Genomic DNA, 24,407 nt, shown 5'->3' with positions numbered 1-24,407 from the left:
GGGTAGGACGTTAAAACCACCTCTTTGGGGAGTCGAAGGGCCATGTTACATATGCACTTGCAGTTTGGTAGTCCGGCGGTGAAGGGCGAATCCGCGGACAAAGACCATCAGGGCTGGATCGAACTGAAATCGTGGGATCACTCGATCGTTCAGCCGCGTTCGGCAACGGCATCGACCGCAGGCGGTCACACGATGACGCGCTGCGAACACGGCGACATGATTTTCACGAAGGAAATCGATTCGTCGAGCCCGCTGCTGTACCAGCACGCATCGGGCGGCACCACGTTCGATGAAGTGACGGTCCATTTCTCGCGCGCGGACGGCGAAGGCAAGCGCGTGCAGTATCTGGAAGTGAAGCTCAAGTACGTGATCATCTCGAGCATCGCACCGAGCGTTCGCGAAGAAGGTCTGCCGCTCGAGACGTTCTCGCTGAAGTACGCAGCCGTGCAGTGGAAGCAGACCCAACAGAAGATCGGCGGCAACCAGGGCGGCAACACGCAGGGCGCCTGGAGCCTGACGAAGAACGACAAGACCTACGCGGTCTAAGGTCGGTTGCGGCAACGGGGCGCTCGGCGGCCCGTTGCCGTTTTCGCTGTGCACGCCGGCCAATGAAACGATTCGAACCCAGTTTTCTCGACAAGCTGTTCGACGACGAACCGCACCTGCCGGCCTCGGCAGCGATGCGGCAATTGTCGCTGGACGAGCTCAAGAACACGGTCGCCCGCGACGTCGAGGCGATCCTCAACACGCGCATCGCGCACACCGAGAGCGAGCTGGCGGCGCTGCCCGAATGCCAGAAGTCGGTGCTGACCTACGGGCTGAACGATTTCGCGGGGCTGAGCCTCGCGAGCCACTACGACCGCGCGTTCATCTGCAAGTCGATCCAGCAGGCCATCGCGCGCCACGAGCCGCGGCTGCAGCAGGTGCAGGTGACGTTCGAACTGAACGAACAGTCGACCAACGCGCTGTACTTCGCCATCCAGGCGCTGCTCGTCGTGCACCCGGCCGAAGAGCCGGTGAATTTCGACGCGATGCTGCAGCCGTCGACGCTGCAGTATTCGGTCACGCGCGCACGCGCCGCAAGAATGCTGTAAATCAAGCTGCCGAGCGGGCCGGACCGCCCGGTGGTGGACCAGGGTCCGGCAGGAAATATTGAGGTTCGGGGTCGTCGATGGAAGAATTGCTGCCGTATTACGAGCGCGAATTATCGTTTTTGCGGCGCTATTCGCGGGATTTCGCCGAACGTTATCCGAAGATCGCGGCGCGGCTCGCGCTGTCCGGCGAGCACTGCGAGGATCCGCACGTCGAGCGGATGATCGAGTCGTTCGCGCTGCTCGGCGCGCGCATCAACAAGAAGCTCGACGACGACTACCCGGAATTCACCGAAGCGCTGCTGGAAGTGCTGTATCCGCACTACCTGCGGCCGTTCCCGTCGTGCTCGATCGCGCAGTTCACGCCGGCTTCGCCCGGCCAGCAGACGGAACCGGTCGTGATCGACCGCGGCACCGAGCTGAAGAGCCGCCCGATCCGCGGCGTGCAGTGCCGGTTCCGCACCGCATACGACGTGACGCTGGCGCCGATCCGCATCTCGGAGGCGCGCTACACGCCGGTCGCGCTCGCGCCGAGCGCGACGGTGCTGCCGTCCAACGCGACGGGCGTGATCTCGATCACGTTCGAATCGCTCGCCGCGCAGCTCGATCTCGGCGCGCTGAAGCTGTCGACGCTGCGTGCGCACCTGCACGGGGAACAGTCGTTCGTCGCCGCGCTGACCGACTGCCTGTTCGTCCACGTGCTCGGCGCGTATGTCGAGCCGGAGCGCAACGGCCGCTGGACCGCGCTGCGCAAGCTGCCGATCGCGCAGGCCGGCTTCGACGAGGACGACGCGCTGATCGACTACCCGGCGAAGTCGCACCCCGCGTATCGCCTGCTCACCGAATACTTCGCGTTCCCCGACAAGTTCGATTTCGTCGATTTCGACCTCGCGGCGATCGCGCGCGCGGCGGGCCGCTGCCAGCGCGCGACGTTGCATCTGGTGCTGCAGGACGTGCGCAGCGATTCGCACGTCGCGCGGCTGCTCGAGTTGCTGACGGCCAGCCATTTCCGGCTGTTCTGCACGCCGATCGTCAACCTGTTCCGCCAGCACGGCGAACCGATCCGCATCACGCACCGCGCGGTGTCGTACCCGGTGATCGCCGAAGCGCGCCGCGCGTTCGCGTACGAGGTGTACTCGATCGATTCGGTGAAGCTCGTCCGGCAGCAGGCGCATGAAGAATCGGTGATCGAGTTCCGGCCGTTCTATTCGCTGCATCACGGCGAATCGGCACGGATCGGTCATTACTGGTTCGCGCGCCGCAACGACTGGGTCGCGCAGAAAAGCCCCGGCTACGAAACCGAGATCTCGATCGTCGACATCGACTTCGAGCCGACCTCGCCGCAGACCGACACCCTGAGCCTCGACCTCACCTGCACGAATCGCGACCTGCCGGCGATGCTCGCGTTCGGCCTCGAAGGCGGCGACCTGTTCCAGGAAGGCGGCGCGCAGACGAGCGGCATCTCGCTGCTGCGGCGCCCGACGCAGAGCGTGCGCTTCGAGCGCGGCCGCGCCGCGCACTGGCGGCTCGTGTCGCATCTCGCGCTGAACCACGTGTCGCTGGTCGCGCACGGGCTCGCACCGCTCAAGGAAATGCTGACGCTGTACGACCTGCGGCGCACCGCCGTGTCGATGCGCCAGATCGACGGCCTCGCCGGCGTCGAGCAGCGCGGCGCCGTGCAGTGGCTGCCCGGCAAGCCGTTCGCGACCTTCGTGCGCGGCATCGAGATCCGGCTGACGATCGACGAGGAACACTTCGTCGGTGCGAGCCTCGCGTCGTTCGTGCGCGTGCTCGACAGCTTCTTCGGGCTGTACGTCCATCTCAACAGTTTCGTTCAATTGGTCGTCGTGTCGAAGCGCACCGGCGAGGAGATCATCCGATGCAAGCCCCGAACCGGCGAATCGATCCTGGCGTAGTCGACGCGCTGCTCGACGAGCCGCACCGCTTCGAGTTCTTCCAGGCGGTGCGCGTGCTCGAAGGGCTGTTCGCGCGGCAGGCGTCCGATGCGCCCGGCGCGTGGCGGCAGGGCGACGTCGTCGCGCAGCGCATCGAATTCCGCAACACGCTGTCGCTCGGCTTCCCGCCGAGCGAGATCGAGGGCGTCCGCTCGTTCGACGACGACGGCACGCTGCTCGATTCCGGTGAGCAGCGCGGCGCCGCGCTCGCGGCCGGCGAGCTCGGTCATGTCGAGCTGACGCCCGCGTTCTTCGGGCTGCTGGGCGGGCAGGGCGCACTGCCGCTGCACTACACCGAGCAGATCGTCGCGCGCGAGCACCTGAAGCGCGACCATGCGGCGCGCGCGTTCTTCGACGTGTTCTCGAACCGCGCGACCGCGCTGTTCTACGCAGCGTGGAAGAAATACCGGCTGCCGTTCCATTACGAACTCGACCGCGACGAGCGCTACTTGCCGCTCCTGCTCGCGATCGCCGGCGTGCCGAGCGACGAGGTGCGCGACAGCCTCGCGGCCGGCGCAGGCGGCGTGCTCGACGAGGCGGTGGCCGGCTACGCACTCGCCGCGCGGCACCGGCCGATGTCGGCCGCGTACCTGCAGCGCACGCTGTCCGACTACTTCCGCGTGCCGGTGAAGATCGACCAGTTCGTCGGCAAGTGGTACGACGTGCCGCCCGACCAGCTGAGCGTGCTCGGCGAGGTCAACGCGGTGCTCGGCGCGACGGCGCTGGTCGGCGAACGCGTGTGGCAGCGCGACATGCGCGCGCGGATCGTCGTCGGCCCGCTGTCCAAGCGCGACTACGAGGCATTCCTGCCCGGCGGCGCGCAGGCCGTCGCGCTCGAACGGATGCTGACGCTGCTTGCGGGCGTCACGCTCGAATACGAGGTCAAGCTCGTGCTGAAGCGCACCGAGGTCGGCGCGAGTGTGCTCGGCGCCGGCTCGCGGCTCGGCTGGGACGCGTTCCTCTGCACGCGCGACGCGGTCGACGACCGCTCGGATGCCCGCTACGAACTGCACGTGATTCACTGATTCCGAACGACAACAAACACGCAATCGAACCTGAGATCGACGCCATGAGCACGCCTCTGAAGACCCTGATCACGAAACTGAACCCGCTGTGCCGGCACGCGGCCGAGCGTGCGGCGAGCGCGTGCCTGGCGCGCGGCCACTACGAGGTCGATCTGGAGCACCTGTTCCTCGCGCTGCTCGACGAAGCGACGGGTGACCTGCCGCTCGCGCTGCGCGCGAGCCGCGTCGATCCGCATGCGCTCCGTGCCGATCTCGAGCGCGAACTCACGCGCCTGAAGACGGGCAACACGCGCACGCCGGTGTTTTCCGTGCACCTGATCGCGCTGTTCGAGCAGGCGTGGCTGATCGCGTCGCTCGATTCGCAACTCGGCCGGATCCGCTCGGGCCACCTGCTGCTCGCGCTGTTGACCGCGCCCGATCTCGCGCAGTTCGCGCAGCGGATGTCGTCGCAGTTCGCGGAAATGAACGTGACCGACCTGAAGCACAAGTTCGACGAGATCATGGCCGGGTCGAGCGAGGCCGAGCCGCGCCAGCCGGACGCGGAAGGCGCCGGTGTCGCGCCGGCTCTCGACGGAGCCGCGCCCGCGGCCGGCCCGTCGAAGACGCCCGCGCTCGACACCTACACGACCAACCTCACGCAGCGCGCGCGCGACGGCAAGATCGATCCGGTGATCGGCCGCGAAGCCGAGATCCGCCAGGCGATCGACATCCTGATGCGCCGCCGCCAGAACAACCCGATCATGACCGGCGAGGCTGGCGTCGGCAAAACGGCGGTCGTCGAGGGCCTCGCGCTGCGGATCGCGGCCGACGACGTGCCGCCGCCGTTGCGCGGCGTCGCGCTGCACGTGCTCGACATGGGGCTGCTGCAAGCCGGCGCGAGCGTGAAGGGCGAGTTCGAGAACCGCCTGAAGAGCGTGATCGACGAGGTGAAGAAGAGCGCGCACCCGATCATCCTGTTCATCGACGAGGCGCACACGATCATCGGCGCAGGCGGCCAGGCCGGCCAGAACGACGCGGCGAACCTGCTGAAGCCGGCGCTCGCGCGCGGCGAGCTGCGCACGATCGCCGCGACGACGTGGAGCGAATACAAGAAGTACTTCGAGAAGGACGCGGCGCTCGCGCGGCGCTTCCAGGTCGTGAAGGTCGAGGAGCCGAGCGAGCCGCTCGCGGCCGCGATGCTGCGCGGGATGTCGGGGTTGATGGAGCAGCACTTCAACGTGCGAATCCTCGACGACGCGATCACCGAGGCCGTGCGCCTGTCGCATCGCTACATCAGCGGCCGGCAGCTGCCGGACAAGGCGATCAGCGTGCTCGACACCGCCTGCGCGAAGGTCGCGCTCGCGCACAGCGCGACGCCGGCGGCGATCGACGACACGAAGAAGCGCATCGAGCGCATCGACGCGGAGATCGCGTCGCTGGAGCGCGAAGCGGCGGGCGGCGCGGCGCACGACGAGCGGCTCGGCGAGCTGCGCGGCGCGCGCGACACGGCGCTCGAACAGCTTGCGCAGGACGAGGCACGCTATGAAGCGGAACGTGTGATCGTCGCCGAGATCACCGAGCTGCGGGACGCGCTCGACAAGGCGCGAGGTCCGTCGGAACACGGCGAGCCGGTCGACGTGCCGGCCACGCGCGACAAGCTGGCCGAACGCGTCGCGGCGCTGCACGCGTTGCAGGGCGGCGAGCCGATGGTGCCGCTGCAGGTCGACGGCCACGTCGTCGCCGAGATCGTCGCCGCCTGGACCGGCATTCCGCTCGGCCGGATGGTGAAGGACGAGATCGACACCGTGCTGAACCTGCAGCCGCTGCTGACCGCGCGCGTGATCGGCCAGGACCATGCGCTCGACGCGATCGCGCAGCGCGTGCGCACGGCGACCGCGAACCTCGAGGATCCGAACAAGCCGCGCGGCGTGTTCATGTTCGTCGGGCCGTCGGGCGTCGGCAAGACCGAGACGGCGCTCGCGCTGGCCGACATCCTGTACGGCGGCGAGCGCAAGATGGTCACGATCAACATGAGCGAGTACCAGGAAGCGCACAGCGTGTCGGGCCTGAAGGGTTCGCCGCCGGGCTACGTCGGCTACGGCGAGGGCGGCGTGCTGACCGAGGCGGTGCGCCGCAACCCGTATTCCGTCGTGCTGCTCGACGAGGTCGAGAAGGCCCACCCGGACGTGCTCGAGATGTTCTTCCAGGTGTTCGACAAGGGCACGATGGACGACGCCGAGGGGCGCGAGATCGACTTCCGCAACACGCTGATCATCCTGACGTCGAACGTCGGGTCGGCCGCGGTGATGCAGGCGTGCCTGAACAAGCCGGCCGAGGAACTGCCCGATCCGGACGCGCTCGCCGAGGCGCTGCGCCCGCAGCTGTACAAGACGTTCAAGCCGGCGTTCCTCGGCCGGATGAAGGTCGTGCCGTACTACCCGATTTCCGACGACGTGCTGGCCGAGATCATCGAGCTGAAGCTCGAACGGATCCGCCGCCGCATCGATGCGAACCACAAGGCCGCGTTCGAGTGGGATGAATCGCTCGTCGACGCGGTGCTCGCGCGCTGCACCGAGGTCGATTCGGGCGCCCGCAACGTCGACCATATCCTGAACGGCACGCTACTGCCGGAGATCGCGGGCCACGTGCTCGGCCGGATCGCCGACGGCGCGGCCATCGCGCGCATCGCGGTGCGCGCGGACGAGGCCGGCGAATTCGCGTACACCGTCGAATGAGCGCGGCCGCGCAACCCGCATTGATGAACTGACCGAACCATGCCGATCAATCTCCCCGAGCTGCTGACGCCGATCAGCGATGCGTCGCCCAGCGGCGACGACCTGCTGTTCTCGAACGAATTCGACGCGATCCAGGACGCGCGCCGCTATGACGATCCGACGCTCGACCAGGGCGAGTGGGTAACCGAGATCAAGGAGGCCGACTGGGGCTTCGTCGTCGACCATGCGGGCGCGCTGCTGCGCACCCGCACCAAGGACCTGCGGCTCGCCGTGTGGCTGACCGAGGCGCTCGCGCTGGAGGGCGGCATCACCGGCCTCACCGAAGGCTATGCGCTGCTGGAAGGGCTGTGCCGCGACTACTGGGACACCGTGCATCCGCTGCCCGAAGGCGACGATGTCGAATACCGGCTCGGCAACGTCGCCTGGCTGTCCGGGCGCACGGCCGAACTTCTGCGCGGCATTCCGGTGACGGAAGGTGCGTCGAACGCGTTCACCACACTCGACTGGGAAGTCGCGCAGCACGTTGCGCAGGCCGTGAAGCGCGACCCCGAGCACGCGGACGACATCGCGCGCGGCAAGCCGTCGGTCGAACAGATCGATGCGTCGCGGCGCGTGACGCCGATCGCGTTCTACGCCGGGCTGCTCGCGAACCTGAAGGCGTTCGAAATCGCGCTCGACGCGTTCGAGGAGCGGCTCGTCGAACGCGCGGGCAATTCGGCGCCGAGCTTCCGGCAGACGCGCGACGCATTCGAGACCGTATACCGGCTCGCCGAGCGCTTTGCGCGCGAGCAGGGCTATACGGGCAGCGCGCCGCATGTGCCGGCGGCGCCGCAGGCGCAGCCCGAGCGTATCGAGCCGAGCTTCGGCGATGCGTTCCACACCGAGGAGACCCACGTGCAGTCGCAGACCGCTCCGCGTCCGCCGGTGACGCAGATGATCGCCGGCATCCAGAACCGTGCGCAGGCCGTCGACCAGCTGCGTTCGGTCGCGCGCTATTTCCGCCAGACCGAGCCGCACAGCCCGGTCGCGTATCTCGCCGACAAGGCGGCCGAATGGGCCGACATGCCGCTGCACAAGTGGCTCGAGAGCGTCGTGAAGGACGACGGCTCGCTGTCGCATCTTCGCGAGCTGCTCGGCGTGAAGCCCGACGAGCAGTCGTAAACGCACAACGGGCGACGCATGACTGCCGCCGCCCGTTGCATGTCGGGCCGCTCCGCGGAGCGGCCCGGATCCATCCGTTACTGCCCGACCCGGAACTCGATGCGCCGGTTGCGGGCCCGCCCGTCGGCCGTGTCGTTCGGCGCGATCGGCTGATCCGGTCCGACACCCGTCGTCGTCATTTGCTGCGGCGGGATGCTCTTCGTGATCAGGTAGCCCTTCACCGCGTCCGCGCGCGCCTGGCTCAGCGCGATGTTCGACGTTCGGTTCCCCGAGTTGTCGGTGTGGCCGATGATGTCGACCGTGCGGTTCTGCATCTTCGACAGCGCGGCCGCCATCTGGTCGAGAATCTGCCTGCCTTGCGGCGTCAGCGTCGCGCTGCCCGTCTCGAACTCGATCGTGCGGTTCGCGAGCGTCTGGTCGAGCAGGCCCTGCTCGGACGCCGACACGCGCAGCCCGTTCTTGATCGTGTACGTCGGGTTCAGCGTGTTCGCCATGTCGCTCGCGAGCTGCTGGCGCTGCGCCTCGTTGTGCACCTCGCCCTTCATCTCGATCTGCGTGCCGTTGATCTTCAGCTGGCCCTTGCTGATCTGCTTGAGCTGCGCGCCGAGCAGCTTCTGCACGTTCGCGCTCCAGTTCGGCGGTGTCGCGACGTCGCCGACCTCGATCTGGTCGACCACGTTCGCCGCGCCGTAGGTGTCGCGCAGCTTCTGCAGCACGGCGGCCTTGGTCGCCTCGTCGGGCACCTTGCCGCCGACCACGACCTGGCCGGGCGCCGCGTTCGTGGGCGGCGGCGTGATCGTGCCGGCGGTGCCGTGCACCACCGTGCCCGATGCCGTGGCCGGCGCGGCGCCGGGGTTCGCGTTCGCATTCGCGGGCAGGGCGGCGGTCGCGACCGTGCCGTTGCCGACCGGCGTGACGGTCGCGCCGCCCGTGTTCTGCGCATAGGCCGCGCCGCTGGCGATGAGGCCGGCGGTGACGAGGCCGGCAACGAAGGGCGAGACGCGCGTGCGCCGGACGTGAATCGTGCGTTGCATCCCGTCAGCCTCCGATGAACGCTTCGCGGAACGCGTCGATGGCGACGCGCAGCGAGAGTTGCGGTTGGTCGAGGTAGCTGACGAGCTTGCTGATCTGGTGATCGTTTTGCGCATGGGCGTCGATCCACTCGGGATCGTCGATGTCGATGTTGTGGGCGGCGTAGGTTTGCGGATCAACGACGCTCAGCAGCGTCTTCGACGACGCGCCGTTGAAGCCGATGATCAGCCGTTCGCGCTCGGCGATGGTGCCGATGAAGATCGCGAGCTCGAAGTCGGCCTGCGCGACGAACGGCGCGATCAGCTCGAGCCAGAACGCGGCGACGAGGCTGCGATAGAACGGATCGACCGGCAGTGGCAGCGTGAGGCCGCGCTCGATGTGCGACGAGCCGCTTTGCATCACGGGCCGCAGCAGCGAGCCGAGCGCGAGCATCGCGCCGCGCAGCCGCACCGGATGGCCGCTTTCGAGCAGCATCTGCTGCAGGCCGTACAGCGTCTGGTGTTCGATGAAGTCGTTGAAGGTGCCGTCATGCGACGTGCCGGGGCCGCCGACGTCGATCGGCACCTGCGTGTCGCCGAGCGCCTGCAGCGCGCCGGGCGGTTCGTCCTTCGCGAGCAGCGGCGGCATCTGCGCGGCGACGCGCGACCACAGCCGCGCGAACGCGAGCGGGCTGCGCGCGAGGAACGCGAGCGGCCGGTCGACCTCGAGCGCGGTCGCGCCGAGGAACGGGAAGCGGCGCATCGACACGTCATGGCTCGCGACCATGTGGCCCGCGATCGCGAGCTTGCTGCGCGAGCCGAGGAACGCGAAATGCATCGGCTTCGCATCCTCGTAGACGATCTTCCAGCGCGGATCTTCCGCAAGCAGTTCGAGCGCCTGCGCGATCCAGCGATCGAGCGTCTGCAGCAGCTGCGGGTTGTGCTGGCTCTTCACGAAGTCGCCGCGCGACGGAATCTTGCCGAAGTAGGCGATCTGCGCCTGAACGGTTTGCGTCATTGCGCCTCCTGGGCATTCGTTGCGGTGGCGGCCGTGACGGCCGGTGCTGCGGCCGGCGCGCCCGTGCCGGCCTGCGTCGCGTTCTGCGCGGCGCCCGCGCTCGCGTCGGCGACCGACGACGGCAGCTGCAGGCCGCGCAGGCTCTGCTGCTGCGGCTGGTCGCCGCCGCCGCTCGTCGGCTGCGACGTGCTGATGATGCGCATCGTCACCGACACGTTCACGCTGCCCTGGACCCACGTGAGGTCGAAGGTGCCGTCCGGCCGGCGCTTGCGCTGCGCCGAGTTGATCAGCTTCTCCAGACCGTAGCGGCCCGGCTCGTTGACGAGCTGCACCGTGCGGCCGTCGAAGGTCGTCGCGGACAGCGTCGCGCCCGGCGAGCCCTGCGGGTTCGGCCACACGAAGTTGGTCCACTGCGGCGGCGTGTTGCGGTAGCGCAGCTGCTGGCCGTCGATCGCGACCGTGTATTCGGTCGTGCCCGTGCTCGGCTGCGGCAGGATCTGGAACACGGTCTGCGGTTCGGCCGCCGCGGCTGCGCCGCCTGCGGCACCGCCGGCGAGCGGGGCGACCCAGCGCGCGAAGCCGTTCGTGAAGTCGGGCGTGAGGCCGATGCCCATGTCGCCCCACGTGCGGGCCGCGAGCGTGTCGCCGCGGCGCACCGCGAGCGGGCCCAGCGTCGTGCCGACGAACTTCGCGATCGAACCGTCCGGACCGAACACCTGCGCGATTTCGCCGGCGCCGGCTTCGACCTTCGCGTTCGCCGCGAACGGGTACTTGGTCGCGAGCGAGTTCTGGAACGGCTGGTAGACCTGCGCGTTCCACACCTTGTTGACTTCGGCGCTGGCCGGCTGGATCACCACCGAGAACGCCTGCATCAGCGGCCGCACCAGCAGCGGGCGCAGCGACTTGCGTTGCGAATCGGTAAGGCCCGTCAGCATCTGCTCGTCGACGAACTTCAGCGAATCGGCGAGTTCCGAGCCGTTGCCGTCGAGCGTCTGCTGCATCAGCTGGCGCGCGCCGGGGCCGGGGTCGCCCTGGTTCTTGATCACGTTGAAGCGCGTGCGGACCTTCGACAGCGTGTCCATGTAGCCCTTGAGCATCGACGTGCCGTCGTGCGTCGCGACGATCCGTGCGAGCCCGATGAACTCCTGGCCGATCGGACCCATCGGCACCTCGGCCGGATTGCCGTTGATGTCGATGTTCGCGGCCGCCACCTGGCCGGCCTGCGAGCGCGTGAACAACTGCTTGACCCAGTTCACGACACCCGTCTGCGCCTTCTTGATCGCCACGTTCGCGAGCGACGGGTTGTCCCACGACGTCTGGTCGTACGCGGTCTCGAGGACCTTGCGGATCGGCGAATCCTGCGGGTCGCCGAGGCGGTTCATCCCGTCGACGGCCTGGCCGAAGCTGCTGAAGCCCTGCACCGCGATGCCCTGCATGAACTTCTGCCAGTGCTGCGCGTACTCGGTCTTGTACATGCCGACGAGCGTCTTCTGGATCTGCTCGGGGCTGCCTTCCAGCGTCAGGTCGTCCTGCGTCGAGGTGTTCAGCACCCAGTCCTTCGCCTGCAGTTCCTTGGTCGCGGCGTCACGGATCGCCGGCTGCACGTAGTCGAACCACGCTTCGCGCGTGAAGGTGCCCGGAATCGCATAGCTGCCGGCGACCAGCGCCTGGTTGCCGTCGCCGACGATGCGCGCGATGGTCATCGGCGCGAAGCGGGTCGACGCGCGTGCCTTGATTTCCTCGTAGACGCGCTGGCGGGCCGGCATCCCGCGCACGACGCGGCGCAGGTTCTCGCGGGTCTGGTCGACGAGCGCGAGGTTCGCGTCGATCATCGGCCAGTCGTTGTCGTTCACGCGGGCGAGATAGAACGAGATCATGCGCTCGGCGCTCTTGATCATCTCGTCGCGCGGCATGTTGCCGCGATTCGTTTCGAGCCAGCCGCGCCAGAAGCGCGCGAGCTGGTCGGTCAGGTGCGCCTGCTCGACGTGACGCTTGTCGGACAGCATCAGGTAGGTTTTCAGCGCGTTGTACGCGTCCTGCACGTTGGTCGGCGAGGCGTCGCTGTACAGCCCGCCTTGCGGCGCGGCCGGCGCTTGCGGCGCGGCGGCCGTCGCGGCGGATGCGCCTGGTGCGGCAGCGGCGAGCGGTGCGGCGCCCGGCGGGTTCGTCGAGACCGGCAGCGCGCCGCCCTGCACGGCGCCCGATTCGGGCGGGCGCGTCATCGGCACGAGCTGTTCGGGGTGCGCGTTCACGTCCTTCATGAACGATGCGAGGTTCTGCGAGACCGGTGCCAGCAGGATCTGGCGTACGCCGTTGTAGTACTCGGTCAGCAGATGCTGCTCGAGACGGTCGCCCTGGTACAGTCCGAGCGACACCGACACCGGCTTGTCGCGGCGGAACTGCTCGAGCTGCTCGATCCGGTCCTCGAGGATGTCCATCGCCTGCAGGCGCGACTGCAGGTCGTTGCGGCCCTGCTGCAGGCGCGTGACGTTGTCGAGGTCGGCCTGTACGTTCGCGACGAGCTGCTGGTTGCCGATGGTCGACCAGGTCCAGCCGCCGAGCGCAAGCGCGAGTGCGGCGACGAAGCCGAAGAAGGTCGCATAGCGCAGCCGCGTCTTGGTCGGGCTCGCGAACTGGCGCACCGTCTGACGGTCGGCGAAGATCACCTTCGAGAACAGGTCGCGCAGGAAGAAGCCGTTCTTCGAGAACGCGCTGTGCGGCTTCGGCAGCGCGTTCGCGTCGAGCCCGAAGCGGTGCGCGATGCGCTGCGCGGCGGCGCTGTTGGTTTCGCCTTCCTGCAGCGCGCTCGTGAAGTAGAAGCCGCGGAAGATCGGCTTGTACTGGAACGGGTTGTTTTCGAACAGCGTCGCGAGGAACGCGCGCAGCGACGGCTTGATCGTCGAGAATTCGAGCGGGAAGCTCAGCTGGCCCGGCGACAACTGGTTGCCGCGGGACAGCGACAGCTGCGCGACGCTGATTTCCTTCAGCCCTTCGTACAGTTCCTCGAAGTGCGTGTCGAACTGCGCGACCACGTCGCGCTTGTCGTCGGGCTCGTAGGGCAGGGTGGCGCCCCACACGCGGTCGTACTCGTGCTTGTCGCTGCTGCTGAAGAATTCGGTGAAGCCGGTGATCAGGTCGGCCTTCGTGAACATCACGTAGACCGGCGCGAACACCTCGAGCTTCTCGGTCAGCTCCTGAACGCGCTGACGGAGGTTTTTCGCGAGGTTGATCGCAAATTCGGGGCGGTTGCCGGTGAGTTCGGCGATACTCGCGGTGACGATGATGCCGTTGATCGGCGCCTTCGGACGGTAGCGCTTCAGCAGGCCGAGGAAGCCGAGCCACTCGCTGCGGTCTTCCTCGTGCACCGAATAGCGGCCGGCCGTGTCGAGCAGGATCCCTTCGGTCGTGAAGAACCAGTCGCAGTTGCGCGTGCCGCCGATGCCGTGGATCACGGCGCTGTTCTTGTCCGCGAACGGGAACTGCAGGCCGGAATTGAGCACCGCGCTGCTCTTGCCCGCGGCGGGGTTGCCGATCACGATGTACCACGGCAGTTCGTACAGCGCGGAGCCGCCCGACACCTGGCCGATCTTCGACGTCTTGATCGTCTTCACCGCGTCGGACAGGCGCGTGCGCAGCACGTCGAGGTCGGCCGTTTTCGCATCGGGGGCGAGGGCGGCCGCGGCCGGCGCGGCGATTTTGCCGGTTTCCGCCTGCTCCTCCAGCACCTGGCCGAGCTGCTGGTTCGCGCGCTTCACGCGCCAGCGGCGCCACAACGCGACGCCGAGCCACAGCGCGAGGATCGCCGCGAAGGCGATCGCCGCCCACAGGAGCGGCAGCTGCAGCATGTCGGCGACGATGAAGAGAATCGCCGCTAGCGCGACGATCCCGACAATCGAGAGCGTACGCGGATGAGTCAGCACGTTGAGGATGCGTTGCATAGGACGTTCAGGTTCCGGTGCGATTCGGTGAGGCGACGCAGGCGCGCCGAGCGGCTAGGGTGGCGCCGCGATGTGTCGCCACGCGGTCAAACGGGGTGAAGGGGGCTGGCATCAATGCGCCCGCGGCAGCGGAGAAGGCGCGCGCATTAATGAAAGGACGCTGTGAGAATTAAAACGGAAGCGGCGGCCTGACAAAATCGCGCAACGGAATGCCCAATCGATTGCGCCGCCCAAATCATTTCCTGCCGGGTGATTAAAAAGCCCATGCCGCCCTCATTATTTCTTGTACGGCAGCCCTGACTAGCTGCCGCGTCCCAGTTTAAAACCGGGTTTATGGTATTCCACGTGCCCGAGATCCATCATTTTCCAGCGGCCACCCCAGGTCAGGCCGACCTGTTCGGCAACCTGTCCGTACAACTGGTAGCCGCGCATCGCCCAGGGATCTTTCTCGGAAATGACCAGCTTGCCGTCGCGCAAGAACGCATTGTCGGCCGCGAGCCCGAACTGGTGATAACTCTGGAACGCTGCCGCATTGGTCACGTTGGTGCCCATCTGCGCGAGCCGGTTCTGGCGTTCCGGACTCCGATAACCTTCCAGCAGCGCCATTTCATAACCATATTGTTCGTGCATGATCTTGTAGACCAGCAGCAAACGCGTACGGAAATCGGGATCCAGCAGGTTCCAGTCACGGCTCGCGTCCTTCAGCGCCGGCCGCACCTGTTCGACTTCCTTCGTGGCAAAGACTTCCGGCGGCAACGGCGGGGGCGGCACGAGCTGCTCGCCCTGCAGCAGCGCGGCGATCTTCTCGTCGGGCACGCGCGCCGTGTCGTCGTACTGAAACAATTGCCGACCGCGTAACGCAATGGCCACCAATGGCGGCGTCGCAAGAATACCTGCCGACACCATAATCATCAAGCGCCGCCGAACCAGTAAATTTTGCGCGTCACTTAATGCGCTGCGCGTAACGGTTGCCGATTTAACAATCTGACTTCGCGTGCGCGCGGCGCGATCGTTCGCACGGCGCGTTAGACGGCCGTGAAACTGGGCGACGGATTCGAAAACGGTCGCGCGGATACCCGGTAAAAGCAACAGTGCCGCAACCGCGACGGCAAGGGCGAAATAGGCGACGAGTGCGACGGCAATCAACGAAATCCCCGGAAATTGGAATTGATTGTGTTTTGCAATGCTTGCTCTTAGAATCAGGCTGCTTTGAGCGGCCGGGCTATATTATCGCGGTGAATTAAACCAGGATTCAATGAGACGCTGAATGAGTGCGCCGGAAAATTCAAATTCGAAAACCCCGCCCAGCCTGCTGTCCGATACGAAACCGGCAGGCGAGGGTGGGCCTCAGCAGTCGCGCATTCTCGCGAATCTGGAAGGACGTGTCACGCCGCAGGCCGAAGCGCCGCGCCGTTCGCTGAAGGGGCCGATCGCGGCCGTCGTCGCGCTTGTAGTCGCCGTCGGCGGCTGGGGCGCCTGGCGCTGGCAGCAACCATCTGGCGAGCAGGCCGTCGTGGCCGCCGCGCCCACGCCGGCACCTGCGAAGGTCGAGCCCGCGAGCGGCGCCGCCGTGCAGGTCGCGCAGAACGCCGCATCGGCCGCCCCCGCCGTGCAACCGGCCACGATCGTCAATGACGATGCGGCGTCCCAGGCCGTTGCGTCCGCATCGTCCGCGTCCGGCGCGGACAATAGTCGCCTGTCGCGCGCACTCGCGAACGGTGCCGACGATGCGTCCGGCGCAGCCACGGCAGGCGCTGCCGCCGCCGCGACGGCCGCCGTCGCAGCGACGACGAAAACCGCGAAGGCTGACGCCGCGAAGAACGACAAGGTCGCCGCACGCAGCAAGGCCGACGCGAAGGCTGAGGCGCGCAAGCATCACAAGGAGCAGCAGGCGGAGCTCGCGCAGGCGAAGAAGCGTCGCGAAGCGACGGCCCGTACCGCGGGCGCGAAGGGGGCCGGCAAGGACGATCCCGATGCCGATCTGCTCGCCGCGCTGGTCGCACGCACGAAGCCGGCCGACAAGAAGACAGCCGGGCAGAAGGGCCAGGTCGTGCCGGCCAAGGCGGCCGCGACGACGGGCGGCTCGCTTGCGTCGCGCGTGAAGGATTGTTCGGAGCGCGGTTTCTTCGAGGATCAGCTGTGCCGCTGGCGTGTCTGCGACGGCCACTGGGGCAAGGATCCGGCATGCCCGACCGCCGCGCAGTCGGAGACGCGCCAGTAGTCAGCGGTCTTGCCCCAACCCGTTCATCGCATACGCGCCGCCCCAACGGGCGGCGCGTTGTTTTTGGGGCGCCGGTTGCGGCGATAATCGCATGTGACACTGTCACGAGAGCGTCACCCGCGTCGGGCATACGTCTCCTTTCTTTTCCCGGCGTGGTGCCGCGAGGCGCAATGCGCGGCGCGGCGCGCGCCGCACGACCTTCGACACGATGGACCTGATCGTACAGACTTACGGTGCCGATACGTCCGGCATGGTGTGCGGATTCCGCTTCGTTCCGGGCGGGTCGGGCGCGATGCTCGATGCCGACGCGGCCGCCGCATGGCTGCGCACGTGCCGCGAGCGCGATGCGGCCGCATCGGACGACTTCGTCTGGCTGCACTTCAACCTCGCGCACGGCGCGAGCGAGCGCTGGATGCGCACGCACCTCGGGCTGCCTGACAGCTTCTTCGAATTTCTTCACGAAGGGTCGCGTTCGACGCGCATCGAGCAGGAGGACGGCGCGTTGCGCGCGATCGTCAACGACGTGATGTTCAACCTCGAACTCACACCGTCGGAAATCGCGACGCTGTTCGTCCACGTCGAGCGGCGCATCATGGTCACCGCGCGGCTCAAGCCGTTGCGCTCGGTCGACACGCTGCGCGCAGGCGTGCGCGACGGCGAGCAGTTCCGGTCGCCGACCGAGCTGCTCGTGCACCTGCTGCACGACCAGGCCGACCTGCTGATCCAGATCATGCGACGCACGAGCGTCGACGTCGACCGCATCGAGGATCGCTTCCTGTCGCAACGGCTCACGTCGAACCGCGTCGAGCTCGGCGCGATGCGCCGCACGCTGACACGGCTGCAGCGCATGCTGGCGCCCGAGCCCGGTTCGATCTTCCGGTTGCTCGCCAAGCCGCCCGCGTGGCTGCATCCCGAGGACGTGCAGGAATTGCGCGAGTCGACCGAAGCGTTCTCGCTGGTGCTCGCCGATCTGTCAGGACTCAACGAGCGAATCAAGCTGCTGCAGGAAGAGATCGGCTCGCGGCTCGACGAGCAGAACAACCGGACGCTGTTTACGCTGACGCTCGTGACCGTGATCGCGCTGCCGATCAACATCGTCGCGGGCTTCTTCGGGATGAACGTCGGCGGCGTGCCGTTCTCGGAAAACAAGCACGGGTTCTGGCTGATGGTGCTGCTGGTTGCGGGCTTCACCGCGCTCGCCGCGTGGTGGGCGTTTCGCCGCCGCAACGATCGCTAGCGGCCGCGCGGCGCCGGCGCGGCGGCGGGCATGCACCTGCCGCACGGCGACGGCCGCGTCAGCGCAGCAGCGTGATCGCGCGCCACGAAAAACGGGCCCCGCACGCGGGGCCCGCCGAACAGCGTCAAGCGCATGTCGGCCGACGCCGCGCATCGCGCGGCACCGGTCGGCCGGACCACGTTACTGAGCCACCGTCTTGCGCGGCTTGAACATGCCCTGGTAGCGCAGCGACGGACGTTCCTTCGCCATCGGCACGATGCCGTCGAAGCTCGGCGTCTGACGCAGCTTCATCGCGGCCGGCGAAGCGACCGAGCCGATCGACGTCGAACGCGAAGCCGGCGCGAGGTTGTTCGCGACGAGCAGCGCGGCTTCGCTCTTCAGGTTCGCGAGCAGCACCGGATCGGTCGAGCCGTTGACCTGCGTGAGCAGGCCGCTCCACGCGGCGTCGCTGTAGTTCACGACGTAGTAGTCGAGACCGGTCGGATCCGCGACCACGCCCGTGCAGCCGTCGATCCGCGTCTGCGTCTGCGTATCCTTCAGCGCGAGCGTCGTGTGTTTCGCGAGACCCTGGCCGTACGCGAGCGTGATCGGCACCGTCCACTGCAGGCCCGGATACGCGTTCTTGTTCGGGAACGGTTGCTGTTTTAGCGTGACGACCGTCTGGTTCTTCGTCATGTCGCACTGCGTGTCGAGCGAGATCAGCGGCACGCCCGTCTGACGCACGTAGCTGTCGCCGATCGCGCCGATCGCCTGGCCGCTTTCCTTCGACAGCGCATCCCACAGACGCCTCGGCGTGCCGTTGCCGAACGAGTAGTCGACCAGGTATTGCTGCAGGCCCCGGCGCAATGTCTGCTCGCCGAGATAGTTCTCGAGCGTCTTCAGCACATGGCCGCCCTTGTCGTACGTGAATGCGCTCGCGCTCAGCACGAAGTCGTTCGACGCCCAGTCGTTGAAGTTCGGCGCGACCGGGAACGCGTTCGGGCCGATGTCGCGGTTGATCACGCGGTACTTGTTCTTCACCTGGTCGAGCCAGCTGAACTCGTCGGGGAAGAACTGGATCGTCGTCTTGGTTTCGAAGAACGTCGCGAACGACTCGTTGAGCCAGACGTTGTCCCACCAGTCGGCCGTGACGAGATCGCCGAACCACTGGTGCGCGACTTCGTGCGTCAGCACCTCGTTACCGTAACGCGACATCGGCTGGCCCGGCTGCGGCAGGATGTCGTCGGCGAACTCGAGGATCGACCCCCAGTTTTCCATCCCGCCGAAGTTCAGGTCCTTCTGTTCCTTGAACGCGTCGTTCGCGGCGACCGTATCGAACTTCGTCAGCGGCAGCGGGATGCCGGTGTAGCGGTAATAGAAGTCGAGCGCCTGCTTGGTGCGGTCCATCGCCGGCTTCGCCCAGTCGCTCATGCCCGGCGGCGTGAACACGCGCAGGTGCAGGCCGCCCTTGCCGCCCGGCAGCGGGCTCGAGAAGTCGTCCTCGTAGGTATCGAACAGACCGCCGCCGAAGAACAGCAGGTACGACGGCATCGGCGGGGTCTTCTCGAACTGCACGAGCTTGTAGCCGCCGCCGACGTTGGTCGACGGTTTCTCGGCCGCGTTCGACACGACGCGCCAGCTCTGCGGCACTTCGGCCGTTACTTCATAGGTCGGACGGAACGCCGGTTCGTCCCAGCCCGGGAACCACTGGCGCGACAGGTTGGTTTCGCCCTGCGTGAGGATCGCGCCGCTCGTCTTGCCGTCGGTGCCCTTCAGGTCGACCCGGAACACGCCTTCCGCGGCCGAGCAGCCCGGATACGGATCGTTGCCGCAACTGCCGCCGGTCTGGTTGACCGGATCGTCATACGACTTGAAGTTGATGATGCCCGACCACTCCATGTGCAGCGAATAGTTGCCCGGCGCGATCGTGCCGCTCACGGGGCGCAGCTGGTAGAAGTCGCCCTTGTCCTGCGGCGTCGCGATCAGCTGGATGTTGCCCGGCTGCAGCGTGATGCGGCCGTTCGTGAACTTGATCCGGTGGCCGGCGATCACGATGTTGTTGACCGGCTTCAGCACCTTGATCTCGACGTCGGCACGCCCGTCGAACGCGTTCAGCGCGTCGTTCGGGCGGAACCACAGCCGGTAGTTGACCGGTACCACGGTGTCCGGCAGCTCGACAGGCGATACGCTCTTGTCGACGTTGGATGCGGCCGGCTGAGGTGCGCTCGGTGGCGTGTTGGCGGCGGGCGACGAGCCCGAGTGCGGCGCGCCGGCGGAGCTGAGCGCGGAAGCCGAGCCCACGCCACTGTCGTCGCCGCCGCACCCGGCGAGTGCGAGCGCGGCAACGAGCGGCAGATAACGCATCTTGTGAATGTTGATCGACATGACTGAAACCTCGATTGTTGAAAGAATCGTTCAGTGCTGCGAAAACGCCGGCAAAAGAAATCCCCCGCCGTTAATCAACGGCGACGAGAAATGCTAATGACGGATTATTCGAAAAGACGGCCGGCCGACTACGTGAAGGTAATCATGGTTTACTGCCCCCTCTGTGCTTCCGGATGTCGGTTAACTTGCCGGTTCAAAATGGCCGGGCGCGTGTTGTACTGAATTGATTTCGCGCGCACGACACGGGGCCGCACGCCTGCGGTGGGCGTGCCTTCCCTTTGAACCGACGACCCACGGGGCTGGCCGTGCCAGGCCGCAGGACGGAAGGACGGCGTGTCGCCGTTCCGTAAAATCGCCGTCATGCGGCTACAAGGTTTGTCGGCCTGCTCGAAGGATGCGTAAATATACTTGATGGGTTTGGGTAAAGGAAACGAAAAAATTAGAAAGTGCACCTATTGAAGTTTTTTCGGGTAATTGAATGGAGAGCGGTATTGATTCACTTTCCGTTTGGGTGATTATTTCCGTAGTTTTAATCTATTAACGATCTCGGCGGTGTGCGAAAACTACGAATCGGGGTGTTGCCGGTTGCGCTCGGTACAATGCATGACGACCGTCGATCGATTGCCGCAAGGAGGCCAGCCCATGCCACGAACCCTGTTCCGTATCGCGCCGCTGCGCACCTTGCTGCTGCTGGTCGCCGCCGTGCTCATGCTCGGCGGTTGCGCAGGTCTGACGCGCGAGCCCGTGAGCGTGTCCGTCGCCGGGCTCGATCCGCTCGTCGGGCAGGGCCTCGAGATGCGCTTCAGCCTGAAGCTGCGCGTGCAGAACCCGAACGACGCGCCGATCGAATACGACGGCATTTCGGTCGCGCTCGACCTGAACGGCACGCCGTTCGCGAGTGGCGTCAGCGATCGCACCGGCATCGTGCCGCGGTTCGGCGAGGCGGTGATCGAGGTACCCGTTTCGGTATCGGCGTTCGCCGCCGCGCGCCAGGCGTGGAACCTGCCCGGCGCGGCCGCGAACGGCGAGTTGCCGTACGCGCTGCGCGGCCGGCTCGCGGGTGGGGTGCTCGGCACCGTGCACTTCAGCGATGCGGGCACGTTGCGCATGCCGGCGATGCCGGGATGGGGCGGGTAGGCGGCGCACCGGTCGCACCCGCCGAAAGGGGCGGGAACCCGCGCTTTGCCGCACGGGCAAAGCGCGGTATGGTGTGGTCCGCGCGGCGCAATACAGTAGCGCCGCCTGTCTGAAGCCAACCGTAGCCGAGCTCGCGTGACCGATTTCCCCGTTTTCCACTGGACCGACGCCGACGGCGCCGAACATGCCGTGTGCTGGCGTTCCGAAGCCGGCGTGCAGCCGCCCAAGCGCGCGGTGCCCGCCGACGACCGCCTCACCGCCGACGCGGCGTACCGCCTCGCCTGCGAGGGCACCGCACTGGTCTGGCAGGGCGACTTCCAGAATGCGCGCCAGCTCGTGCAGGCGATGGCGCGCCGCGTCGAACGCAAGCCGAAGAAGGCGAAGGCCGCGGCCGGCGTCGAAGCCTTCAACCTGCACCGGCTCGCGCAATCGCAGCGCGCCCGCACGCTCGGGATGCTGCTGATTCCGCTCGACGCCGACTACACGATCCCGCTGCGCCGCGCGCCCGACGTGCGCGCCGCGTGCGAGGAAGCTTACGGCCCGGGCGGCGCGCCGTCGGTCGTGTCGCTGCGCGAACTGCTCGGCCTCGTCGGTGCGCACGAATGGCGCAAGAAGGGCGTGCCGATTCCGGCGCTCGGCGGCGCGCCGATCCATCCGCATTACGGCGTGTTCTCGCCGGTGCGCGGCGAATACGTCGAACTCGTCGCACGCACACCGCTGCCCGCGACGTCGCTCGCGTTCGACATCGGCACGGGCACCGGCGTGCTCGCGGCCGTTCTCGCATCGCGCGGCGTCGAGCGCATCGTCGCGACCGACCAGGATCCGCGCGCGCTCGCATGTGCCCGCGAGAACGTCGCGCGGCTCGGTCATGCCGATCGCGTCAACGTCGTCGAGGCCGACCTGTTTCCGGCCGGCCGCGCGCCGCTCGTCGTCTGCAACCCGCCGTGGGTGCCGGCCCGTCCGAGCGCGCCGATCGAATACGCGGTCTACGATCCCGACAGCCGCATGCTGCGCGGTTTCCTCGCCGGGCTCGCCGACCATCTCGAACCGGGCGGCGAAGGCTGGCTGATCCTGTCCGATTTCGCCGAGCATCTCGGCCTGCGGCCGCGCGAGTCGCTGCTGCAATGGATCGACGCAGCCGGTCTCGTCGTGCTCGGCCGCGAAGACATCCGCCCCGCGCACCCGAAGTCTGCCGACGCGGACGATCCGCTGTACGCGGCGCGCCGCGCCGAGGTGACGTCGCTTTGGCGGCTTGGCGCGCGGGCCTGATCGCGTATTTTCGGTAAACTGTCGCTATTCCTCACGAATTCCCGTCGCCGGGCCGTGGTCGACCGACCTTGGCCCGGCGCCGCTTCACGATGTCGAACAAGACCTACGAAATCCGTCCGGAGCAGTCCGTCGAGCTGCTGAAGGAACTGCACATCCTGACCCGCGACGGCAAGCTGAATCAGGACAGCCGCCGCAAGCTGAAGCAGGTCTATCACCTGTTCCAGTTCATCGAGCCGCTGCTCGCGAGCGTGCAGGCCGACAAGGACGCCGTGACGCTCGTCGATCACGGCGCCGGCAAGTCGTATCTCGGCTTCATCCTGTACGACCTGTTCTTCAAGCAGCAGCCGGGGCACGGCACGCCGGCGTTCGCGTCGCACGTGTACGGGATCGAGACGCGCGAGGAGCTCGTCACGCGTTCCGCCGAACTCGCGGCGCGGCTCGGGTTCGGCGGCATGTCGTTCCTGAACCTGTCGGTCGCCGATTCGATCACGTCGCCGAAGCTGCCCGAAACGGTCGACGTCGTCACCGCGCTGCATGCATGCGACACGGCGACCGACGACGCGATCCGCTTCGCGCTCGCGAAGCGTGCGCAGCACATCGTGCTGGTGCCGTGCTGTCAGGCGGAAGTCGCGGGCGTGCTGCGCAAGAACAAGGGCAAGTCGCTCGCGAACGCGCTGACGGAAGTGTGGCGGCATCCGCTGCATACGCGCGAATTCGGCAGCCAGATCACCAACGTGCTGCGCTGCCTGCAGCTCGAGGCGCACGGCTACCAGGTCAGCGTGACCGAGCTGGTCGGCTGGGAGCATTCGATGAAGAACGAGCTGATCATCGCGCAGTACAAGAACCTGCCGCGCCGGAAGCCGGGCGAGCGGCTGAACGAGATCCTCGGCATGTTCGGGCTTGCCGAACTGAACGAGCGCTTCTTCGCGCCGGCACCCACAGCGGCGGCCGACGAGGCCGTCGAGCCGGCCGCGGACTGAAGTGGGCTGACGCGCGGCCCGTCTGCCGCGCGCTAGCCGGCCGTCGCGCGACGCGTCAGACGTCGTCGCCCGGCCGACGCATCCACTCGCGCCAGCCGTCGTGGCCGAGGCGGCGCAGCGTTTCCTGGTTCTTTTCGTAGATCGCGGACGCGTCCGGGAACGCGTCGACCGCGCGCGCGATGCTGTCCTCGCGCAGCAGGTGCAGGATCGGGTACGGCGCGCGGTTCGTGTAGTTCTCGATGTCGTCGGCTTCGCTGCCTTCGAACCGGTACTCGGGATGGAAGCTCGCGATCTGCAGCACGCCGTCGAGCCGCAGCTGCCGCACGAGCCGGTCGGCGAAGAACAGCGCATCGTTGTAGTCGACGAAATCCGCGAATGCGCGCGGATAGATCACGAGCGTCGTGTCGACCTGCTGCGGGTCCGCGGCTTCGAGCGCACGCAGTTCGGTTTCGAGATCGGCGAGCGCATCTTCCAGCGTCGTCGCTTCGCTGATCGCATAACGCACCTGTTCCTTCACATAGACGCTCTTCGCGAACGGGCACAGATTGAGCCCGATCACCGCGCGCGCGAGCCAGTGCCGCGTGGCGGCGAGGATGTCGTCGTGCGAGTCGGGGCTGGCGTGTGTCATGGCGAAGGGAGTCGGGCGGTGGAGCGGCGAGGGTCGCATTGTAGCGGGCACGCGTGGTTCGGGCGTGCACCGCCCGTCACGCGCAGGCGGCTTCGATCAACTGCGTGACCAGTGCCGGCGCGGTGCCGATCGGCGTTTCGCCGTGCCGGTAGGTCTGGCTGGCCGCATAGATGCCTTCGACCACCAGCGCGAGCGCGTCGGCGAGCGCCTTCGGCTGGCGCGCGCCGGCGCCTTCGCAAAGCTCGACGAGCCGCTTCATCAGCTGCTCCTTGTTCTGCGCGACGCGCTCGCGCGCCGGGTGCGACGTATCCGGGAATTCGGCCGCGACGTTGACGAACGGGCAGCCACGATAGTCCTTCTGCGTCGCGCGTTCGGCGAGATCGACGAAATACTGGATCAACTGCGCCTTCGGCTGGCCCGGATGCTTCGCGACGCTCGAATCGAGACGCTCGAAGAAACACGCATCCATTCGCTCCAGATACGCGAGGATCAGCTCGTCCTTCGACGAGAACTGGCGGTACAGGCTCATCTTGTTGACGCCTGCGAGTTCCACGACCGCCTCGACGCCGACCGCGCGCACCCCTTCCTTGTAAAACAGTTCCTCAGCGGCGCGCAGCAGGTGTTCCTGCGCGGCGGCAGCGGCGATCGGCCGGCGCGTG

18 protein-coding genes are annotated in these 24,407 nt (G+C 67.2%); 11 read left to right on the top strand and 7 right to left on the bottom strand.

Annotated elements, in window-relative coordinates; all coding sequences use genetic code 11:
- The first annotated feature begins 42 nt into the window (after positions 1 to 42).
- The 6 genes from PI86_RS07075 (at position 43) to tssA (ending at position 7,946) form a co-directional block, all read left to right on the top strand.
- Positions 43 to 546: an Hcp family type VI secretion system effector gene (locus tag PI86_RS07075; RefSeq protein WP_006477093.1), complete on the top strand. Its 504-nt coding sequence runs from the start codon at positions 43 to 45 to the stop codon at positions 544 to 546.
- 62 nt (positions 547 to 608) lie between these two features.
- Complete coding sequence (gene tssE / locus PI86_RS07070) at positions 609 to 1,094, top strand: type VI secretion system baseplate subunit TssE (protein ID WP_014898255.1); 486 nt, start codon at positions 609 to 611, stop codon at positions 1,092 to 1,094.
- A 77-nt stretch (positions 1,095 to 1,171) separates the two neighbouring features.
- A complete protein-coding gene (gene tssF / locus PI86_RS07065; RefSeq protein ID WP_039320270.1) occupies positions 1,172 to 3,007 on the top strand; it encodes a type VI secretion system baseplate subunit TssF in 1,836 nt (611 codons plus the stop codon).
- Entirely contained in the window at positions 2,971 to 4,071 is a 1,101-nt protein-coding gene (gene tssG, locus PI86_RS07060) for a type VI secretion system baseplate subunit TssG (protein WP_014898253.1), read from the top strand. The genes tssF and tssG overlap by 37 nt, the downstream gene beginning before the upstream one ends.
- Positions 4,072 to 4,115: 44 nt before the next feature.
- Positions 4,116 to 6,785, top strand: a complete 2,670-nt coding sequence (gene tssH, locus PI86_RS07055; protein ID WP_039320268.1) for a type VI secretion system ATPase TssH — start codon at positions 4,116 to 4,118, stop codon at positions 6,783 to 6,785.
- Between the two features lie 39 nt (positions 6,786 to 6,824).
- Complete coding sequence (gene tssA, locus PI86_RS07050) at positions 6,825 to 7,946, top strand: type VI secretion system protein TssA (RefSeq protein ID WP_039320265.1); 1,122 nt, start codon at positions 6,825 to 6,827, stop codon at positions 7,944 to 7,946.
- A gap of 77 nt (positions 7,947 to 8,023) precedes the next feature.
- Here the strand turns inward: tssA and PI86_RS07045 are convergent, their stop codons facing one another.
- The 4 genes from PI86_RS07045 to PI86_RS07030 all read right to left on the bottom strand — a co-directional run bounded on the left by PI86_RS07045 (position 8,024) and on the right by PI86_RS07030 (position 15,058).
- Positions 8,024 to 8,980 (bottom strand): OmpA family protein, encoded by a 957-nt coding sequence (locus PI86_RS07045; RefSeq protein WP_039320263.1) that lies wholly within the window; start codon positions 8,978 to 8,980, stop codon positions 8,024 to 8,026.
- 4 nt (positions 8,981 to 8,984) lie between these two features.
- Positions 8,985 to 9,974 (bottom strand): type VI secretion system-associated protein TagF, encoded by a 990-nt coding sequence (tagF, locus tag PI86_RS07040; protein ID WP_039320260.1) that lies wholly within the window; start codon positions 9,972 to 9,974, stop codon positions 8,985 to 8,987.
- Positions 9,971 to 13,912, bottom strand: a complete 3,942-nt coding sequence (tssM, locus tag PI86_RS07035) for a type VI secretion system membrane subunit TssM (RefSeq protein ID WP_039320258.1) — start codon at positions 13,910 to 13,912, stop codon at positions 9,971 to 9,973. Before tssM ends, tagF begins: the two co-directional genes overlap by 4 nt.
- Positions 13,913 to 14,212: 300 nt before the next feature.
- Positions 14,213 to 15,058, bottom strand: coding sequence for a M15 family metallopeptidase (locus PI86_RS07030; RefSeq protein ID WP_039320255.1), 846 nt, complete (start codon positions 15,056 to 15,058; stop codon positions 14,213 to 14,215).
- 121 nt (positions 15,059 to 15,179) lie between these two features.
- Here PI86_RS07030 and PI86_RS07025 point away from each other — a divergent pair, with 121 nt between their 5' ends.
- Positions 15,180 to 16,133, top strand: coding sequence for a hypothetical protein (locus tag PI86_RS07025; RefSeq protein ID WP_039320253.1), 954 nt, complete (start codon positions 15,180 to 15,182; stop codon positions 16,131 to 16,133).
- 208 nt (positions 16,134 to 16,341) lie between these two features.
- A complete protein-coding gene (locus PI86_RS07020; RefSeq protein WP_039320251.1) occupies positions 16,342 to 17,370 on the top strand; it encodes a transporter in 1,029 nt (342 codons plus the stop codon).
- 180 nt (positions 17,371 to 17,550) lie between these two features.
- Here the strand turns inward: PI86_RS07020 and PI86_RS07010 are convergent, their stop codons facing one another.
- On the bottom strand, positions 17,551 to 19,734 hold the full coding sequence (locus tag PI86_RS07010) for a M1 family metallopeptidase (protein WP_039320247.1): 2,184 nt from the start codon (positions 19,732 to 19,734) through the stop codon (positions 17,551 to 17,553).
- A gap of 642 nt (positions 19,735 to 20,376) precedes the next feature.
- Here PI86_RS07010 and PI86_RS07005 point away from each other — a divergent pair.
- The 3 genes from PI86_RS07005 (at position 20,377) to PI86_RS06995 (ending at position 23,120) form a co-directional block, all read left to right on the top strand.
- Entirely contained in the window at positions 20,377 to 20,871 is a 495-nt protein-coding gene (locus PI86_RS07005; protein ID WP_014898243.1) for an LEA type 2 family protein, read from the top strand.
- Positions 20,872 to 21,006: 135 nt separating this feature from the next.
- Entirely contained in the window at positions 21,007 to 22,140 is a 1,134-nt protein-coding gene (locus tag PI86_RS07000; RefSeq protein WP_039320245.1) for a methyltransferase, read from the top strand.
- Positions 22,141 to 22,229: 89 nt separating this feature from the next.
- The gene (locus PI86_RS06995) at positions 22,230 to 23,120 is read left to right on the top strand and encodes a class I SAM-dependent methyltransferase (protein WP_039320283.1); all 891 of its coding nucleotides are present in this window, start codon (positions 22,230 to 22,232) and stop codon (positions 23,118 to 23,120) included.
- A gap of 55 nt (positions 23,121 to 23,175) precedes the next feature.
- On the opposite strand, the gene PI86_RS06990 is transcribed toward PI86_RS06995, so the two are convergent.
- Positions 23,176 to 23,748: a DUF1415 domain-containing protein gene (locus PI86_RS06990; protein ID WP_039320243.1), complete on the bottom strand. Its 573-nt coding sequence runs from the start codon at positions 23,746 to 23,748 to the stop codon at positions 23,176 to 23,178.
- A gap of 76 nt (positions 23,749 to 23,824) precedes the next feature.
- Positions 23,825 to 24,407 (bottom strand): TetR/AcrR family transcriptional regulator (locus tag PI86_RS06985; protein WP_039320241.1); only part of this gene is annotated, 583 nt, incomplete at its 5' end.

The sequence above is a fragment of the Burkholderia sp. A9 genome, from assembly GCF_000801975.1.
This window is presented reverse-complemented; position numbering and strand designations above follow the sequence as displayed.

What these genes read in the sequence shown, in the direction of transcription:
- PI86_RS07075 (WP_006477093.1), top strand. Translation starts at nt 43, where the DNA reads ATGTTACATATGCACTTGCAGTTTGGTAGTCCGGCGGTGAAGGGCGAA.
- tssE (WP_014898255.1), top strand. Translation starts at nt 609, where the DNA reads ATGAAACGATTCGAACCCAGTTTTCTCGACAAGCTGTTCGACGACGAA.
- tssF (WP_039320270.1), top strand. Translation starts at nt 1,172, where the DNA reads ATGGAAGAATTGCTGCCGTATTACGAGCGCGAATTATCGTTTTTGCGG.
- tssG (WP_014898253.1), top strand. Translation starts at nt 2,971, where the DNA reads ATGCAAGCCCCGAACCGGCGAATCGATCCTGGCGTAGTCGACGCGCTG.
- tssH (WP_039320268.1), top strand. Translation starts at nt 4,116, where the DNA reads ATGAGCACGCCTCTGAAGACCCTGATCACGAAACTGAACCCGCTGTGC.
- tssA (WP_039320265.1), top strand. Translation starts at nt 6,825, where the DNA reads ATGCCGATCAATCTCCCCGAGCTGCTGACGCCGATCAGCGATGCGTCG.
- PI86_RS07045 (WP_039320263.1), bottom strand. Translation starts at nt 8,980, where the DNA reads ATGCAACGCACGATTCACGTCCGGCGCACGCGCGTCTCGCCCTTCGTT.
- tagF (WP_039320260.1), bottom strand. Translation starts at nt 9,974, where the DNA reads ATGACGCAAACCGTTCAGGCGCAGATCGCCTACTTCGGCAAGATTCCG.
- tssM (WP_039320258.1), bottom strand. Translation starts at nt 13,912, where the DNA reads ATGCAACGCATCCTCAACGTGCTGACTCATCCGCGTACGCTCTCGATT.
- PI86_RS07025 (WP_039320253.1), top strand. Translation starts at nt 15,180, where the DNA reads ATGAGTGCGCCGGAAAATTCAAATTCGAAAACCCCGCCCAGCCTGCTG.
- PI86_RS07020 (WP_039320251.1), top strand. Translation starts at nt 16,342, where the DNA reads ATGGACCTGATCGTACAGACTTACGGTGCCGATACGTCCGGCATGGTG.
- PI86_RS07010 (WP_039320247.1), bottom strand. Translation starts at nt 19,734, where the DNA reads ATGTCGATCAACATTCACAAGATGCGTTATCTGCCGCTCGTTGCCGCG.
- PI86_RS07005 (WP_014898243.1), top strand. Translation starts at nt 20,377, where the DNA reads ATGCCACGAACCCTGTTCCGTATCGCGCCGCTGCGCACCTTGCTGCTG.
- PI86_RS06995 (WP_039320283.1), top strand. Translation starts at nt 22,230, where the DNA reads ATGTCGAACAAGACCTACGAAATCCGTCCGGAGCAGTCCGTCGAGCTG.
- PI86_RS06990 (WP_039320243.1), bottom strand. Translation starts at nt 23,748, where the DNA reads ATGACACACGCCAGCCCCGACTCGCACGACGACATCCTCGCCGCCACG.